The 17,278-nt window shown below is 69.0% G+C and carries 16 protein-coding genes; 9 read left to right on the plus strand and 7 right to left on the minus strand.

What is annotated here, in order from left to right:
- Window positions 1-6: 6 nt before the first annotated feature.
- Window positions 7-276, minus strand: coding sequence for a helix-turn-helix domain-containing protein (locus tag SCNU_RS15825; RefSeq protein WP_040518621.1), 270 nt, complete (start codon window positions 274-276; stop codon window positions 7-9).
- Between the two features lie 82 nt (window positions 277-358).
- Between SCNU_RS15825 and map the strand changes: the two genes are divergently transcribed.
- The gene (gene map, locus SCNU_RS15830; RefSeq protein ID WP_009680406.1) at window positions 359-1,147 is read left to right on the plus strand and encodes a type I methionyl aminopeptidase; all 789 of its coding nucleotides are present in this window, start codon (window positions 359-361) and stop codon (window positions 1,145-1,147) included.
- Here map and zapE read toward each other — a convergent pair.
- Window positions 1,131-2,078 carry an AFG1/ZapE family ATPase gene (gene zapE / locus SCNU_RS15835; protein WP_083812622.1) on the minus strand — a complete coding sequence of 316 codons (948 nt, stop codon included), beginning with the start codon at window positions 2,076-2,078 and terminating at the stop codon, window positions 1,131-1,133. The genes map and zapE overlap by 17 nt on opposite strands.
- A 32-nt stretch (window positions 2,079-2,110) precedes the next feature.
- Here zapE and SCNU_RS15840 point away from each other — a divergent pair, with 32 nt between their 5' ends.
- Complete coding sequence (locus tag SCNU_RS15840) at window positions 2,111-2,677, plus strand: TetR/AcrR family transcriptional regulator (RefSeq protein WP_009680408.1); 567 nt, start codon at window positions 2,111-2,113, stop codon at window positions 2,675-2,677.
- A gap of 122 nt (window positions 2,678-2,799) precedes the next feature.
- Complete coding sequence (locus SCNU_RS15845; RefSeq protein ID WP_009680409.1) at window positions 2,800-3,798, plus strand: sigma-70 family RNA polymerase sigma factor; 999 nt, start codon at window positions 2,800-2,802, stop codon at window positions 3,796-3,798.
- Window positions 3,799-3,844: 46 nt separating this feature from the next.
- Here SCNU_RS15845 and SCNU_RS15850 read toward each other — a convergent pair whose 3' ends face one another.
- Both SCNU_RS15850 and SCNU_RS15855 read right to left on the minus strand, forming a co-directional pair.
- Window positions 3,845-6,586, minus strand: coding sequence for a bifunctional acetate--CoA ligase family protein/GNAT family N-acetyltransferase (locus SCNU_RS15850; RefSeq protein ID WP_009680410.1), 2,742 nt, complete (start codon window positions 6,584-6,586; stop codon window positions 3,845-3,847).
- Entirely contained in the window at window positions 6,579-7,823 is a 1,245-nt protein-coding gene (locus tag SCNU_RS15855; RefSeq protein WP_009680411.1) for an acetoin utilization protein AcuC, read from the minus strand. The genes SCNU_RS15850 and SCNU_RS15855 overlap by 8 nt, the downstream gene beginning before the upstream one ends.
- Window positions 7,824-7,948: 125 nt before the next feature.
- On the opposite strand from SCNU_RS15855, the gene SCNU_RS15860 reads away from it, so the two are divergent.
- Window positions 7,949-8,629: an iron-dependent transcriptional repressor DtxR gene (locus SCNU_RS15860; protein ID WP_009680412.1), complete on the plus strand. Its 681-nt coding sequence runs from the start codon at window positions 7,949-7,951 to the stop codon at window positions 8,627-8,629.
- 13 nt (window positions 8,630-8,642) lie between these two features.
- Here the strand turns inward: SCNU_RS15860 and SCNU_RS15865 are convergent, their stop codons facing one another.
- Both SCNU_RS15865 and SCNU_RS15870 read right to left on the minus strand, forming a co-directional pair.
- Window positions 8,643-9,752: a DUF4192 domain-containing protein gene (locus SCNU_RS15865; RefSeq protein ID WP_009680413.1), complete on the minus strand. Its 1,110-nt coding sequence runs from the start codon at window positions 9,750-9,752 to the stop codon at window positions 8,643-8,645.
- Window positions 9,753-9,852: 100 nt separating this feature from the next.
- Window positions 9,853-10,497 (minus strand): hypothetical protein, encoded by a 645-nt coding sequence (locus SCNU_RS15870; RefSeq protein ID WP_139026060.1) that lies wholly within the window; start codon window positions 10,495-10,497, stop codon window positions 9,853-9,855.
- Window positions 10,498-10,639: 142 nt separating this feature from the next.
- Between SCNU_RS15870 and SCNU_RS15875 the strand changes: the two genes are divergently transcribed.
- Entirely contained in the window at window positions 10,640-11,629 is a 990-nt protein-coding gene (locus SCNU_RS15875) for a proteasome assembly chaperone family protein (RefSeq protein ID WP_009680415.1), read from the plus strand.
- Between the two features lie 26 nt (window positions 11,630-11,655).
- Window positions 11,656-13,740, plus strand: coding sequence for a DEAD/DEAH box helicase (locus SCNU_RS15880; protein WP_040518623.1), 2,085 nt, complete (start codon window positions 11,656-11,658; stop codon window positions 13,738-13,740).
- On the opposite strand, the gene SCNU_RS15885 is transcribed toward SCNU_RS15880, so the two are convergent.
- On the minus strand, window positions 13,724-14,680 hold the full coding sequence (locus SCNU_RS15885) for a hydrogen peroxide-inducible genes activator (RefSeq protein ID WP_009680417.1): 957 nt from the start codon (window positions 14,678-14,680) through the stop codon (window positions 13,724-13,726). The genes SCNU_RS15880 and SCNU_RS15885 overlap by 17 nt on opposite strands.
- A gap of 142 nt (window positions 14,681-14,822) precedes the next feature.
- On the opposite strand from SCNU_RS15885, the gene SCNU_RS15890 reads away from it, so the two are divergent.
- From SCNU_RS15890 to SCNU_RS15900, 3 genes are all read left to right on the plus strand, one after another.
- Window positions 14,823-15,410 carry a peroxiredoxin gene (locus SCNU_RS15890; protein ID WP_009680418.1) on the plus strand — a complete coding sequence of 196 codons (588 nt, stop codon included), beginning with the start codon at window positions 14,823-14,825 and terminating at the stop codon, window positions 15,408-15,410.
- A 58-nt stretch (window positions 15,411-15,468) separates the two neighbouring features.
- A complete protein-coding gene (locus SCNU_RS15895; RefSeq protein ID WP_009680419.1) occupies window positions 15,469-16,008 on the plus strand; it encodes an alkyl hydroperoxide reductase in 540 nt (179 codons plus the stop codon).
- Between the two features lie 213 nt (window positions 16,009-16,221).
- Window positions 16,222-17,187: a hypothetical protein gene (locus tag SCNU_RS15900; RefSeq protein WP_009680420.1), complete on the plus strand. Its 966-nt coding sequence runs from the start codon at window positions 16,222-16,224 to the stop codon at window positions 17,185-17,187.
- The last annotated feature ends 91 nt before the right edge of the window (window positions 17,188-17,278 follow it).

Raw genomic sequence — 17,278 nt, forward strand, 5'->3', positions numbered from 1 at the left:
GGACTCTCAGCCCGCGGCGCGCCCGCCGGCCGCGTCCGCCCGCCAGGTCGCCACCGCATCGTCCACCGACAGCGACAGCGCCTCGCACAGCCCGACCACCGTGCCGAAGCTCGGGCTCGGCATCCGGCCGGACTCGATCTTGCGCAGCGTCTCCGGGGAGATCCCCGCCGCGTTCGCAACGTCCACCGGATCTCGATCGCCGCGGGCCGTGCGGAACAGTGAGCCGAGGCGGCGACCGGCGGCGACCTGCTCTGGACTCAAGGGCAACCGAACCATGACCCGAGCATACCGGTATTTGAATACCGGGAAGTGCTACCGTTGTCGGTATAAAAATACCAATGAGTCTGGGGAGCCCGCCATGATGGAGATCAAGACACCGGCCGAGATCGCGAAGATGGCGGTGACCGGACGGTTCGTCGCCGAAGTCCTCACCGAACTGTCGCGACTCGCCCGGCCCGGCGTCGACGTGATGGACCTCGAGCACCGGGCCCGCGCGATGGTGGCCGACCGTGGCGCCGAGAGTTGCTACTGGGACTACTCACCCTCGTTCGGCCGCGGCCCGTTCCGAAACGTCATCTGCCTGTCGGTCGACGATGCGGTGCTGCACGGCCTTCCGGCACCCCACGTTCTCGCGCCGGGCGAGCTGCTGACGATGGACTTCGCAGTGTCCATCGACGGCTGGGTCGCCGACTCCGCGGTCACCGTCCAGGTCGGATTCGACGACGACGTCGCCGCGCGCCCGGACGACCCCGACGCTCGGTTGATCGACTCGACTCGCCGCGCACTCGACGCCGGAATCGCCGCCGCCGTCCCCGGAGGCAGACTCGGGGACGTGTCCGCGGCGATCGGCGCCGTGGCCGCCGCCGACGGCTATCGCGTGAACACCGACTTCGGCGGGCACGGGCTCGGCCGGACCATGCACGAGGACCCGCATGTGCCGAACGCCGGGCGCGCCGGTCGCGGCCTGCGACTTCGTCCCGGCATGGTCCTCGCACTGGAGCCGTGGTGGGCTGCGGGCACCGACCGCATCGTGTACGACCCCGACGGCTGGACCATCCGCTCCGCCGACGGCAGCCGGACCGCCCACTCCGAGCACACCGTCGCCATCACCGACGACGGTCCGCTGGTCCTCACTTCGCGCGGGTAGCGCAGCCGATCACCGGCCACGCTCCCATCCTGCTCACCGCGCGAGCCGCGTCCGGGAGATTCGCCCAGAGCAGGTCCGCGAACGGCTGGGGCGGATAGTCGGCGTACACCGTCACCTCGACGCCGAGGTCGTGGGCGACGTCCAGCAGCGCCGCCCATCGGGTCAGTGCGTCGGGGTGCGCCACGCACATCCCCGGCATGACGATCCGCCACCGTGGACAGTCTCGGGCCAGCCGCCGATAGTCCGACGCGTGCGCCGGCCGATCGCACAGATCGTCGAATCGGAAGCTCGCGATCGCCTCGTCGACATCGTCCCGCGGCCGGCCGCCGACGATCCACCGACCCGCACCGAATCCGCTGCGCGACGGCGAGACCGACGCCTCGCGCAGGTCGCGTCCGTCGTCGAGCCGGATCACCGAGAACAACTGCTCGATCACGTCGATGGTCGGCTCGAATCCCGGATGGAACAGCGGATTCGGCATCAGCTCGGCCGGGGCGCGGTTCGATGTCGCCACCACCCGGACTCCGCGCCGATCGAGTTCGCGCAACACCCGGTCGAGGAAGACGCCGTCGGCCGGATCGTGCACCGTGAACTCGTCGAGGCAGAGGACTGCGACCCCATCGACCAGACGCGCGACGGCGAGCGGCAGCCGACCGGTCTGCGCCATCCCCTCGTGCAGTTCCTCGAAGAACTCCTGCAGATGCCGCCGGCGAGCGCCGATCACCGCCGCGAAGATGTCGACGAGCAGGGTCTTCCCTCGCCCCGGCGGCCCGTACAGGTACACGTTCCGGCCCGCGGCGAGCACGTCGAGCGCCGCGTTCTGCTCCGGGGTCAGCGACACCCCGTGTACAGCCGCCCACTTCCGTACCGCGGCGGTCGTGCCCGATGCTGACCGCCGCCCGTCCCCTGCCCGTCGATGACGTCGCCACATGACCCGACTCTACGTTCATAGAGTCTGCTTCAATGGAGACCGTGCCCGACGTCACCCCGAAGCGCGACCGCCGTTCGGCGATCTGCGAGACCGCACTCGACCTCGCCGCCACCGGCGGTAACCGCGCGGTGACCCACACGGCGATCGATCGCGCCCTCGATCTCCCGAAGGGCTCGACGTCGTACTACTTCCGCACACGTGTCGCCCTCCTGGCCGCCGCGGTGGCGCACCTGACACTGATCTCACGCGACTCCTTCGCCGGTACCGCATCGGGCGGCGACGCACCGGCCGTCGTCGTCGCCGGGTACCTGCACGACCTCACCACCCGGCGGATCCGCGACGTCCGGGCCCGATTCGCACTGGCCCCCGATGCCGCCGCCCTCGGCTCGTCGTCCGCTCTGCGCGACTGCCTGTTCTCCCCGGTCGCCGCCCGAGACCTGTTCGCCGAACGAGGCGCGGCGGACCCGGCCGGATCGGCCGCCGATCTCGTCGTCTATTGCGAGGGCGTCGCCGCTGTCGCCCTGTTCTCGGGGTCCGCCACCGGGCGTCGGGAACTATCCGAATCGGTCGGTCGTTGTTTTCCTGACCTGGTCCAATAAGGCGAAGTGCGCGCCGGACGCGTATCCTAAGCAACTTCTCAGCAACGCCGGGGAACCTTTCCGGCACCCTCCGCGTTGGACCTGGTGAACGCACTGATGAATTCGCATCTCCAGGAGGTCGCATGGCTCACTCGACGATTGCCCGCCCGTCCGAAGCTCGTTCCACTCGCACTCGTCCGGCTCTCACCGAGCAGGATCTCGATGCACAGTCGCCTTCGGCCGACCTCGTCCGCGTCTACCTCAACGGCATCGGCCGCACCGCGCTGCTGAACGCCGAGCAGGAAGTCGATCTCTCCAAGGCCATCGAAGCCGGCCTGTACGCGAAGCATCTCCTCGCGACCAAGAAGCGGCTCACCCCCGCGAAGAAGCGCGACTACGCCATCCTCGTCCGCGAGGGCGAGCAGGCCCGCGCGCACCTTCTCGAGGCCAACCTGCGCCTGGTCGTCTCGCTCGCCAAGCGCTACACCGGCCGCGGCATGCCGCTGCTGGACCTGATTCAGGAGGGCAACCTCGGTCTGATCCGCGCGGTCGAGAAGTTCGACTACGCGAAGGGCTACAAGTTCTCCACGTACGCCACCTGGTGGATCCGCCAGGCGATCAGCCGCGGCATGGCCGACCAGAGCCGCACCATCCGTCTCCCCGTCCACCTCGTGGAGCAGGTCAACAAGCTGGCCCGCATCCGCCGAGAGCTGCACCAGCAGCTCGGTCGCGAGGCCACCGACGAGGAACTGGCCCTCGAGTCCGGCATCCCGGCCGAGAAGATCGCCGATCTGATGGACCACAGCCGCGACCCGGTGAGCCTCGACATGCCGGTCGGCAACGACGAGGAGGCGCCGCTCGGCGACTTCATCGAGGACGCAGAGGCCACGTCGGCCGAGACCGTCGTGATCGCGAACCTGCTGCACTCCGACATCCGCTCGGTGCTCTCGACGCTCGACGAGCGCGAGATGCAGGTGATCACCATGCGCTACGGCCTCGACGACGGCCAGCCGCGCACCCTCGATCAGATCGGCCGCGCGTTCGGGCTGTCGCGTGAGCGTGTCCGTCAGATCGAGCGCGAGGTGATGGGCAAGCTCCGCCAGGGCGACCGCGCCGAGAAGCTCCGCGCATACGCCAGCTGACGCATCCGCGTCCCAGACCGGCGGCTGGGCTCGATGATCCCCCGAGTCAGCCCAGCCGCCTCGGCCCGGTGTCCGCCAACGTGGGCACCGGGCCTACGCGTATCTGCGATCCGAGCACGGCGATGCCGTCCGGCGAGGTGAGAATCGGGTCGAGCGTCAGCTCGCGGATCTCCGGAACGTCGTCGATCAGCGCCGACACCCGCTGAAGCAACTCGACCAGCGCATCCGGCTCGGTGCGGTCCTCGGCCAGGAGCGTCTGCACGCTCGGGTCCTCGACGAGTTCACGCGCGTCGTACTCGGTCAGCGGCACGGACCGGAAGCTGCGGTCGCCGAGCGCCTCGAAGAGCCTGCCCGACAGCCCGAACGACATCAGCGGGCCGAACGACGGACTGTCCGCCACCCGCAGGTACATCCCGACGCCCTTCGGCGCCATCCGCTGCACCTGCAGCGACGTGTCGCCGGTCAGCGCGGTCAGCTCGTTGAACGCCGTGATCACGGCGGTCGCGTCCGACAGGTCCAGGCGCGCGCCCTCCCGGTCGACGCGGCCCACCCAATCGGGCGACGTCGACTTCACGACCACCGGGAAGCCCATCTCGCGGGCGGCCGCCGACGCCTCGTGCATCGTCGAGACGTCACGGAACCGCACCACCTCGATGCCGTAATTGCCGAGCACGTACGACCCCTCACGCGCGGTCAGCACACGGGGCCCGTCGGCCATGGCCTCGCGGACGAAGCTGCGCGCATCCTCCGGACGGGCGTCCGGGATCGGCGCGGGCTGTGCGTCGGGCCGGGCCCGCCACCGCGCATACCGCCACGCCTGGGCCAGGGCGCTGGCCGCGCGTTCCGGCGTCGGGTAAGACGGGATCGAGCCGCGGACGGGCACGCCGTCCGGCCCGGTGCGCGACAGCCCGGGCGGCACGCCCTCGACGGCGAGGAAGGTCGTGACGACGGGTTTGGCGGGCACGTCCCCGCCGTCGGCCGGCCGCGTGGCCTCCATCAGACCGAATGCGTAGTCGGCGGAGTCGACCGCCACCGGCGGGACGAACACCACGATCACCGCGTCGATCGAGTCGTCGGTCATCGCAGCGCCGACTGCACCGGTCAGTTCGTCGTGCGTCACCGCCGGACCGAGGTCCACGATCGACACCACGTCGAGTCCCGACGACCGCGCCGTGTTCGCCGCCAGCGATGCGATCACCGACGAGTTGCCGAGGATGGCCGTCCGCGGCCCGGCGGGCAACGGCTGATAGGCCAGCACCGTCGCGCAGTCGAAGAGCTCGGCGATCGTCTCGACCTGGATCACGCCCGCCTGTTCGAGGACCATCTGCGCCACGCGGTCGTCCTGCACCGGACCGGTCCGCTGCGCGTGCACCGGCGACATCGCACCGCTGCCCGACTTGATCGCGACGATCGGCTTCCGCGACGCCACCCGTCGAGCGATCCGGCCGAACTTCCGCGGGTTGCCGAAACTCTCCAGGTAGAGCAGCACCACATCGGTGTCGTCGTCGGTGTCCCAGTACTGCAGCACGTCGTTGCCCGAGACGTCGGCGCGGTTGCCCGCGGAGACGAACGTCGACAGTCCCAGCTGCCGGTGCGCCGCGGTGTCCAGGATCGCGATGCCGAGGGCGCCGGACTGGCAGAAGAAGCCGACCCGCCCGGGGCCCGGGATACGCGGTGCCAGCGAGGCGTTCAGCGCGATGTCGTGATGGTTGTTCACCACCCCGAGGGCATTCGGTCCGACCAGCCGCATCCCGTGCGCACGCACCTGCTCGGCCAGTCGCTTCTCGTTCTCCAGTCCCGCCTCACCGCGCTCGCCGAAGCCGGCGGACACCACGACGAGGGCCCGGACGCCCTTCGCCAGACAGTCGTCGAGCACCTGGTCGATGCGTTCCGCGGGCACCGCGATGACCGCCAGGTCCACCGGGTCGGGGATGTCGCGGACGGTCGGGTACGACCGGATGCCGCGCACCGACGGCGGTGGGGTGCGCTCGGGACGACCGGGACGATGTCCGGCGCGGACCGCGGCACCGTCCGGCTCGGGCGCCACACCGGATCCGTTGACCGGGAACACCGGGCCGGTGAAGCCCGCGGCGAGCACATTGGCGAGCAGGACGTTGCCGACCTTCTTGAAGTCGGTCGACGCACCGATCACCGCGACCGACTGCGGCCGAAGAAGATTCGCGATGCTCCGCGCCTCGGAGGCGCGCTCGCGGGCGTTGCGCACCACGGTCAGGGCCTCGGTCGGGTCGATCAGGAACTCGACGTGGACGGTGCTGCCGTCGAAGGCCCGGCTGATCTGATATCCCGCGTCCCGGAACACGGCGACCATGTTCGGGTTCTCGGAGAGCACCTCCGCCTCGAATCGGGTGAAGCCGTTCTCCGCCGCCGCGCCCGCGAGGTGTTCGAGCAGGATCGGTCCCAGACCGCGGCCCTGATGGTCGTCGGCCACCACGAAGGCGACCTCCGCCGAGGTCGGCTTTCCATCCGCGGCCAGGCCCTCGTACAGGCCCATCGCGATCACCCGGTCGCCGAGGAACGCCAGCAGCGCGACGCGGTTGCGGTAGTCGACCGTCGTCATCCGCACCACCTCGCGAGGCGGGAGCGTCGGCGTCGGCCCGAAGTAGCGCATGTACCGGGTGCGTTCGCTCAGCCCGTTGTGGAACTCGACGAGCAGGTCCGCGTCCGCCGGGACGATCGGCCTGATGTGCACGACGCCGCCGTCCGAGGCCAGCACGTCGGCGGCCCACTGCCGGGGGTACTCGCGCGGCAGGTCGTTCGAGTCAGTCACGGGGATCCTCCGGGTCCAGGCTGTGCAGCGGGAACACCGCACGGCGGGTGGCGATGATGGCCTTGTCGGTCTGCCGCTGAGCCGATTCCGAGACCCCGGGCGGCGGCTGGGCACTGCCGTCGCCGTCCCAGCGGACGAAGTCGGTGACGCCCCCGTCGCCCATGGTGGCCTCCGGCGGGCGCGCGTAGTCGGGGTGGACGGTCTTGGCCAGGTCCTGCGCACCGGCCAGCCAGTCGTCTCCGATCCTCGTCGACGGGTCGACGTCGCGGTCCAACGCGGCGGCGATCAGATGCGTCCAGCTCCGCGGCACCACGTTGACGACGCCGTAGCCGCCCCCGCCGACGGCCAGCCAGCGGCCCTCGCAGTGACGATCGGCGAGATCACGCAGCGCGCGGATCGCGGCGGCATGACCGTCGACGGTCAGCGCCAGGTCGGTGAGCGGGTCGGCCCGATGGCTGTCGACGCCGATCTGCGTCACCAGGATCTGCGGCTTGAAGGCCTCCACCATCGACGGCACGATCGCGTGGAAGGCGCGCAGCCACAAGCTGTCCGGCAGCCCCGGCATCAGGCCGACGTTGACCGCGGTCCCGGTCGCGTCGCCCTCCCCGATCTCCGTCGCCCACCCGGTGCCCGGCCACAGGGTGGCCGGGTGCTGATGCAGCGACACGGTCATCACCCGGGGATCGCCGATGAACTCCGTCTGCACGCCGTCGCCGTGGTGCGCGTCGACGTCGATGTAGGCGATCCGGTCGTAGCCGTTCTCCAGCAGCCACCGGATCGCGATGGAGCAGTCGTTGTAGATGCAGAAACCCGCCGCGTGGCCCTTCATGGCGTGGTGCATGCCGCCGCCGATGTTGACCGCGCGCGTCACCCGACCCGAGGTGATGGCCTGCGCCGCGGCCAGTGATCCGCCGACCAGCATGGACCCGGCGTCGTGCATGCCCTCGAAGATCGGGTTGTCGGCGCTGCCGAGCCCGAACAGCCGCTCCAGCACCGGCGCGTTCATCGACGCCGAACCCGAGCTCACCGCCCGGACGGCCTCGATGTATCCCTGCGTGTGCACCGTTCTCAGCACCGAGTCGTCCACCGGCAGCGGCTCGACGGTCTCGACGTCGTCGAGCACCTGGAGACTGCGTGCCAGCGACATCGTCAGCGCCAGGCGGACCGGACTCATCGGGTGGGTGTACGCCCACTTGTAGTCCATGAAGTGCTCACTCCAGATGATCGCCGCGCTCATCGCCTCGCCTCATTCCGCATCACCCTGTCACGCTATCGGTTTCACGCCACCCGGGCACGGCATCGGGTGCCCCGCCCGCAGCGCCTTCCGGGTAGCCTGTATGCAGGCGAAAGGATTGAGGCTTCGTGAACGATCTTGTCGATACCACAGAGATGTATCTGCGGACGATCTACGACCTTGAGGAGGAGGGGATCATCCCGCTGCGCGCTCGCATCGCCGAGCGCCTCGAACAGAGTGGACCGACGGTCTCACAGACGGTGGCCCGGATGGAGCGCGACGGGCTGCTCCGCGTCGCGGGCGACCGCCATCTCGAACTCACCGACAAGGGTCGCAATCTGGCGGTGTCCGTGATGCGCAAGCATCGCCTGGCCGAACGGCTGCTGGTCGACGTCATCGGGCTGCCCTGGGACGAGGTCCACGACGAGGCCTGCCGCTGGGAGCACGTGATGAGCGAGAACGTGGAACGACGCCTGGTCGCGGTCCTCGACAATCCGACGACTTCGCCGTACGGCAACCCGATCCCCGGGCTCGAACAGCTCGGCGTCGAGTTCAGCGCACGGGAGGACGAGTCCGTCCGGCTCGTCGACCTGCCCCAGGGCGACAGCACGGTGGTCGTGGCGCGGATGTCCGAGCACGCGCAGGCCGATCCGGAACTGATCTCCGAGCTGCGTCAGGCAGGCGTGGTCCCGAACGCTCGCGTGTCGGTGAATGTGACCCCGCGGGCCGTCATCATCACCACTCCCGGACACGAGGGACTCACCCTCTCATCGGAGATCTCGCACGCGATCTTCGTGAACAAGAGCTGATCTCGCCCTCGGATCACCCGGCCGCCTCGAAGAGCGGCGGTGGCAGCCGGGTGCCGAGCGCTTCGGCGATGTCGTAGGCGAGTTCGGCGAGCCCGCCGAGCTCACGCGGACGCATGCCGTTGGCGAGCGCGGTGTCGAGCAGGTTCGCCAAGTTGTAGTCGGGGTCGGCATCCTGCGCGACGCGCAGGGCGACTCCGGCGTATGCCCCCTCGCCCGCCATGTAGTGCACGTGGCCGAGCAACGTCGCGGCCGCGGCCCGCGCGTGTCCGGACAGACGACGGGTCAGTGCCCGCCACAGGTCTTCGGCCGCGCCGCGTCGTGCCGTCAGGGACAGTCCGAGAAGCGCGTCCCGGACGTGCACCGACACCAGCGCGGCCGCGAGGCGGTTCACCTCGTCGCACGGCAGATCCAGGTCTCCCGCGCCGAAGCGATCGACCGCCGCCAACACGATCTCCAGCCCACGAGCGTCCTCGCGACCCGGCTGGTGCCGTACCGGAACCGGGAACTCCGCGTGGCACAGCAGATCTGCGCAGTGTGGGACCGGCGAGAGCAGCCCCTCCATCTCGGATCGCCGCGACAGGATCCGCCGGCCGGAGTTCACGGCGCGTTCCAGCGCCGTCGGTGACGCATTCGGATCGCTGAGCAGTCCGCGGTCCGGCACCGAACCCGGGAAGGGATGCGGCGGCGTGCCGGACTGCGGACGCCAGATGGTGTGCCAGTCCGCTCCGGCGACGGCCTCTGCCATCGCGAACGCCGCCGACAGACCGCCTGCCGGCCGGAACCCCTTGTGCGCGGCGGCGGCCACCCGCCGATAACGCTGGTCGTCGGGCGGGAACCGGTCGTCGACGATCACCGCAACCGTACCGATCGTCCGATAGGAGGCGGCGAGGGCGCCGAGCCGGATGAAGAGCTGGCGCATACCCGCGGAGGGCGCACCGGCCTTCGTCAGACAGAGGTCGTGCCGCATGGTCGCGGCCACCGTGCGTTCGCCGCTGAACGCCAGGAGGACGATGGACCGCTCGGGCACGAAGCCGAGGAGTCCGGGGACCGCGGCGAGCAGCTTGTCGGGGTCGTGGCGTCCGTTGGTCTGGCCACCTGCGGGAATGCTGAGCGAGTTCGTCATGGCTCAAGGCTGAGCCGTGGCCGGCCGGACCGGTAGGCGCCCCGGCCCACTGTTGATGGGGAGCGCGGCGATCCACAATTCCACCAGCGGCGATGCGCGATCAGCCGCCGAAGGCACTCGCGCGGGCGGCGTCGAACAACGTGCGCGTCGCGGCGAGTTCGTCAGCCCCCAGCGCGGTACCGCCCGGACGCCGGTTCTGGACGTACACGCGGACGTCGCCCTGCTGGGCGACGAACTCGGTCACCGACGAGCTCGGCGGCTGCGCCGACTGATCCTGCGCCGACGGTGCGGGCCCCATCCGCAGGCGGCGCTCGAGCTGGACCGTGCCCGCAGACGGATCGGCGGCGTCGACCGTCGTCGCGACGGCGGTGCCCACGGTTCCGCCGAGAGCGAACTCGGTGCACCGGCGGGCCTCGGAGAGGAAGTCGTCGAAGCTGTCCGTCGCGCGCACGACCATCGCCGTCAAAGTGCCCTGCGCCGGTCCGCCCGGACCGACCCGCACCTGCGCGGTTGCGGTGTCGACCGCCGCCGGGGTGCAGTCCGCCGGATCGTTGCGGCCACGCATCGGCCGAAAGGTGATGTCCGCGAGAATCCCCGGTACCTGCGCAGATGGCACCGGCTGGCCGGCTCCGTACGGGAAGTCGGAGCTCGGCACGGCCTTGGACGAGAGGTCGGGGGTCGGCACCGCCTCGCCGGAGACCGAACAGGCCGAGGCGACGGCGGCGACCACGATCACAGCCGCCACGGCTTTCACACCAGTAACAAGACGCACATCTCCACTGTGCCATTCGCGGAGGCCCGATCCGGGAATGACCCGCCGCGGGGCCGTGTTGAACCTGTCGAGTCCCGTACGGGACAATAGAAAGTCATATCCGAAGGGAGAGACCATGGACGAGCGGTCCCAAGACCCCCGCGAGCTCTACGATCTCGAGTTCCCGGCTCCCGCCGTGTACAGCGCCGACGGCGACGGTCCGGTGTTGATCCACGCCCTCGAGGGCTACGCCGACGCGGGCCACGCGGTCGCACTGGCTGCGACGCACCTGCGCGAAGCGCTCGAATCCGAGTTGGTGGCGACGTTCAACGCCGACGAGTTGATCGACTACCGCTCCCGCAGGCCGACGATCTCGTTCAGCGGCGAGAAGTTCGACGGCATCGAGATGCACCAGCTCACCGTCCACGCGGTGCGCGACAACTCGGGCGTGCCGTTCCTGCTGCTCGACGGCCCCGAGCCGGACCTGCGCTGGGAGCAGTTCACCACGGCGATCAGCGCGCTCGCCGAGCGCTTCAACGTCTCGCAGGTGGTCGGACTCAACTCGATCCCGATGGCCGTTCCGCACACCCGCCCCGCGTCGATCACCGCGCACGGGAACGACTCGGACTCGATCGGCGACCTCAATCGCTGGGGCAATCCGATGAAGCTGCCCGCGAGCGTGTCGATGCTGCTCGAGTTGCGGCTGGGCGAGGCCGGATACCGGACCGTCGGCCTGTCGGCCCACGTGCCGCACTACCTCGCGCAGTCGAACTACCCGGGCGCGTCCGCCGCGCTCCTGGAGGCGATCGGGCAGGCGTCCGGACTGGACCTGCCCGTGACCGCGCTGGAGAACGCCGCCGAGGAGATGCGCGCGCAGATCGACGGCGAGGTCGCATCGAACGCGGAGGTCGCATCGGTGGTCACCTCGCTGGAGAACCAGTACGACGCCTACATGCGCGCCAAGAACGAACAGGCCTCGCTGCTGGCGGCCGACCAGGAGATGCCCTCCGGCGACGAACTGGGCGCGGAGTTCGAGAAGTTCCTGGCCGAGCACGCCGCCGAGTTCGACGGTCTCGGCGAGAACACCGAACCCGACGACGACACCCGAGGACGTGATCTGAGCTGACCGCACCGGAGGCCGATCCGAGCGACATCGCTCCCCTGACGCCCACCACCGACGAGGACCTCGCATTCGAGCGATTCACGACGTGGTGGGCGTCTCGCGGGATCGACCTGTATCCGCACCAGGAGGAGGCCCTCCTCGAGCTGGTCTCGGGAAGCAACGTCATCCTGGCCACGCCGACCGGCTCCGGCAAGTCGCTCGTCGCGTCCGGCGCGGTGTACTTCGCCCTCGGCCGCGGGCAGCGCGCCTACTACACCGCGCCCATCAAAGCGCTGGTCAGTGAGAAGTTCTTCGATCTGTGCAACCAGTTCGGCGCGGAGAACGTCGGGCTGTTGACCGGCGACGCCTCGGTCAACGCCGATGCTCCCGTCGTCTGTGCCACCGCCGAGATCGTCGCCAACATCGCGCTGCGCGACGGCCCGGAGTCCGATGTCGGCGTGCTCATCGCCGACGAGTTCCACTACTACGGCGAGTCCGACCGCGGCTGGGCCTGGCAGGTCCCCCTCATCGAGCTGCCGCACACTCAGTTCCTGCTGATGTCGGCGACGCTCGGCAGCATGGACTTCTTCATCGACGACCTCACGCGACGCACCGGGCGCCCCACCGTTCCGGTGACCGGCGCCGAACGTCCGGTGCCGCTGCAGCACCGGTACGCGATGACCCCGATCCACGAGACGATCGAGGAGCTCATCAACGCGGGCCAGGCACCCGTGTACGTCGTGCACTTCACTCAGCAGCAGGCCGTCGAGCGCGCGCAGGCACTGCTCTCGGCGAAGATCTGCACCAAGGAGGAGAAGGCGGCGATCGCCGAGGCCATCGGCGACTTCCAGTTCCGCACGGGCTTCGGCAACACTCTCTCGAAACTGCTGCGTGCCGGGATCGGCGTCCATCACGCGGGCATGCTCCCGCGGTATCGCAGGCTCGTCGAACGGCTCGCGCAGGCCGGCCTGCTGAAGGTCGTGGCGGGCACGGACACGCTCGGCGTCGGCATCAACGTGCCGATCCGGACCGTGCTGTTCGCCGGTCTCACCAAGTACGACGGGCATCGCGTGCGACGACTGCGCGCGCGGGAGTTCCATCAGATCGCCGGGCGCGCGGGGCGTGCCGGGTACGACACCGTCGGTTACGTCGTCGCGCAGGCCCCCGAGCACGACGTCGACAACGCGCGGGCCGTCGCCAAGGCGGGCGACGACCCGAAGAAGTTGCGAAAAGTGGTGCGCCGCAAGGCCCCCGAAGGCTTCGTCAGCTGGGGCGAGAAGACCTTCGAGACTCTGATCGACGCACCGGACGAAGAGCTGAAGTCCCATTTCCGGATGACCACCGCGATGCTCATGGAGGTCCTGGAGCGCCCGGGCGACTGCTTCGCCGCGCTGCGGCATCTGCTGGAGTCGAATCATGAGCCGCGAGCGCGACAGCTCCGGCACATCAAGCACACGATCGCCCTCTACCGCGACCTGTGCGAGACGGGGATCGTGACCAAGCTCGATGAGCCGGCCGCCGACGGCAAGCACGTCGAACTGTCCATCGACCTCCCCGAGAACTTCGCACTGACCAATCCGCTGTCGGCGTTCGCGGTGGCCGCCTTCGAACTGCTCGACACCGACTCGGACACCTACGCGCTCGACGTCATCTCAATCCTCGAGTGCACCCTCGACGATCCCCGTCCGATCCTCGTCGCACAGCGCAAACAGGCTCGCGACGCGGCCATCGCCGAGATGAAGGCCGACGGGATCGAGTACGAGGAGCGGATGGAGCGGCTCGAGGAGATCACCTGGCCGCAGCCGCTGGCCGAGGAGATCGGCTTCGCATACGAGACGTATCGGCGCGGGCACCCGTGGCTGGCGAACACCCCGCCGTCCCCGAAGTCCGTGCTGCGCTACATGCGCGAACGGTCGATGACCTTCGCCGAACTGGTCTCCGACCTCGGCGTCGCCCGCAGCGAGGGCGTGGTCCTGCGGTACCTGACGGACTGCTACCGTGCGCTGAACAGCGGGCTGCCGATGTCCGCCGTCACCGACGAGATCGAGGACATCACCGACGAACTCGGCGAGCTGATCCGCGGCGTCGACTCGAGTCTGATCGACGAGTGGGAGGCCCTCACGTCGCAGGCGTGAGCGGCTGCACCGTCGGAGTCACCGCGCCGCTCTCCCCGACCAGCTCCGCGATCTCGGCGGCGAGCGCCCGATAGGCCTCGCCGCGGCCCGACGACTCGCGGTACACCAGGCCGATCTTCCGTCCCGGGCGCGGGTGGGCGAATTCGGCGGTCGCGAGCGAGCCCGCCGCCGTCTCGACCGCGACGGCGGTCTGCGGAATCAGGGTCACGCCGAGACCGCCTTCGACGCACTGCACCGCCGTCGTCAGCGACGCCGCGCGCGTCTGCCGGAGGTCCGGGGACACGCCGGCGAGCTGGCACACCTCCAGCGCCTGATCCCGGAGGCAGTGACCTTCGTCGAGCAGCAGCAGCGGCAGATCCTCGAGGGTCTTCGGCGCCAGTCGCTTCCTCCCGGCCAGCGGATGCCCCTGAGGCAGGGCCAGCACGAAATCCTCTGAGTACATGGGGATCTCACCGATCCCCGACGCGTTCGCGGGCAGCGCGAGGACGGCCGCGTCCAGTGCACCGTCGCGCAGCTGCCCGAGCAGCCGGTCGGTCTGGTCCTCGACGACGAGCAGGTCGAGCGCCGGGCGCCGCGCGGCGAGACCGTGCAGCACGCGCGGCAGGATGTAGGGCGCGATCGTCGGGATGAGTCCGAGTCGCAGCGTGCCCGACAGCGGGTCGAGATCGCCTGCCGCGTCGAGCAGGAAGTCGTCCACGGTGTCGCACACGGCGATCGCCGAACCGAGCAGTCGACGCCCCTCCGCGGTCAGCATGACCCGGCGCGTCGTGCGTTCGACGAGCTTGAGGCCGAGCCCGTTCTCGAGACCTGCCAGGGCCTGGGACAAGGAGGGCTGACTGACCCCGAGTTCGGCTGCGGCGGAACCGAAGTGGAGATGCTTCGCAACGGACACGAACGCCCGCAGGGCATTCAGCGGCGGCTGATAACTTTGATCGCTCATGCCTATCAATATAGTGACTACTATCGCATTTGCTTTTCACTGGGTTTGCGGCAGAATAGATGGTGCAGGCCGGAGAGGCCACCGCCCTCCCGCCCGAATTCTTTCTGTAGCAGCACAATCCCCGCATTGAAGGAGTATTTACATGGCTCTGCTGACCATCGGCGACCAGTTCCCGGCATACAACCTCACCGCTGTCATCGGCGGCGACCTGTCGAAGGTCGACGCACAGCAGCCCGACGACTACTTCACCACCGTCACGAGCGACGACTACGCGGGCAAGTGGCGCGTCGTCTTCTTCTGGCCGAAGGACTTCACCTTCGTCTGCCCCACCGAGATCGCCGCCTTCGGCAAGCTGAACGACGAGTTCGCCGACCGCGACACCCAGGTCCTCGGCGCCTCGATCGACTCGGAGTTCGTCCACTTCCAGTGGCGCGCACAGCACGAGGAGCTCAAGACCCTTCCCTTCCCGATGCTCTCGGACCTCAAGCGTGAGCTCGTCGAGGCCACCGGTGTGCTGAACGCCGACGGCGTCGCCGATCGCGCCACCTTCATCGTCGACCCGAACAACGAGATCCAGTTCGTCTCGGTCACCGCCGGTTCGGTCGGCCGCAACGTCGACGAGGTCCTGCGCGTCCTCGACGCCCTGCAGTCGGACGAGCTGTGCGCTTGCAACTGGAAGAAGGGTGACCCGACCATCAACGCCGGCGAGCTCATGAGCGCGGGCGTCTGATCCAGGGCCCTCCCTCGATCACCCCAGCCGTCTCACACACTCGAAGGACTCGATCGATATGAGCATCGACAACCTGAAGAACGCACTCCCCGAGTACGCCAAGGATCTCAAGCTGAACCTCTCCTCGATCAGCCGCACCACGGTGCTGAACGAGGAGCAGCTGTGGGGCTCGCTGCTGGCCACCGCCGCAGCCACCCGCAACGCCACGGTGCTGCGTGAGATCGCCGACGAGGCCGCCGACAATCTGTCGGCGGAGGCCTACAACGCCGCTCTCGGCGCCGCGTCGATCATGGGCATGAACAACGTGTTCTACCGCGGCCGCGGCTTCCTCGACGGCAAGTACGACGACCTGCGCCCGGGTCTGCGGATGAACATCATCGGCAACCCCGGCGTGGACAAGGTGAACTTCGAGCTGTGGTCGCTCGCCGTGTCGGCGATCAACGGCTGTGAGCACTGCGTCGGCGCCCACGAGGCCGTCGTCCGCGAGGGCGGCCAGGACCGCGAGGTCGTGTTCGAGGCCCTCAAGGTCGCGTCGATCGTCGCAGGCGTCGGCCAGGCGATCACCGCCGCCGAGGCTCTCGCCGGCGCCGCAGTCTGATCTGCAGCCCCAGAACAAGAAGTGCCCCACCGGTTTCCGGTGGGGCACTTCTGTCTCATCCGACGCCGCCAAATCGCGCCGGTCGTATCCGCGTAACTACCCGGCAGAAGCTGTGTCCCGAACACAGCTTCTGACGGCGAGTTACGCGGATACGTCAGTCCACGCGGCTAGGGTCGGGCGGACACCGCAACGACGAGTCCGCCAGGAGTATCGATGGTGACGTGGAATCAGATCCTGTACCGCTTGCTCGATCCACCGACGGCACCGATCCGCGGCACGATCGTGTCGCGAACGGCGACCGACGGCCGCGGGCCGATCGACGAACAGCGCGTCGCAGTCTGGCGCGACGGACACCGCATGCGCGTCGAGGACGCCGACGGCGAGATCCGCTATCTCAGCGACGGAATCACCGGATGGAGTCGCGATCGTCGACTGCAGTTCCTGTCGGACCCGATCACGCACCTCGGCTACCGCGGGCCGGGCGCCGAGATCCTCACGATCCGGTCCCCGATGGACCGGAAACGGGACGACTTCACCCGCCCGACCGACTCGCCGATCACGATCGGCGAGTATCTCGGCCGCGAATGCTGGAACGTCGAGCTCGCGCCGCCGCCGCACAAGCCTGCGCCCATGCAGATGGTCGTCGACACCGAAACCGGTGCGACCCTGCAATGGCGGAACGACGCGTACGGCGCGTCGGTCTCGTTCACCGAGTTCGCCGTCGACACCCATCGCGACGTGACCTTCTTCGTGTGGGACGGCCCGTGCGAATCAAGCGGAGATCGGAGTGCACGGCTCCGCGAAGAGTTCGAAGCCAAGCGGCGGCACGATGCCGAATGGGCTCGACGGAACCTCGCACCGGAACCGATCACCCTGCATCTGACCGCAACGGTCCGTCCCGACCGGCTGCGAACGAGCCACGACGACGAGAGCATCGAGGCTCAGTTCAGCGCAGAGAACGGTGCCTTTCACTTCACCCTCGCGCGGCGGACGAGGTCCATCGAGGCTTGGACCCACCCCGGCGGAACCACGAACGCGCGGTTCTGGGCGACCGATCGTTTCGATTGGGCCGTCGGCTCGCACCAAGAACTCACAGACCAAATCATCAGCGACATTCAGAGCGGCCTGCTCGCAGACGGCGACGTCCACCCGGCGAAGTTCCCGACTTCTCGGCAGTGACGTGTATCCGCGTAGCTACCCGTCAGAAGCTGTGTCCCGAACGCAGCTTCTGACGGCGAGTTACGCGGATGCGCGTAAGAACCTCGCCCTC

It is taken from the genome of Gordonia neofelifaecis NRRL B-59395, from assembly GCF_000192435.1.
Lineage (GTDB): Bacteria > Actinomycetota > Actinomycetes > Mycobacteriales > Mycobacteriaceae > Gordonia > Gordonia neofelifaecis.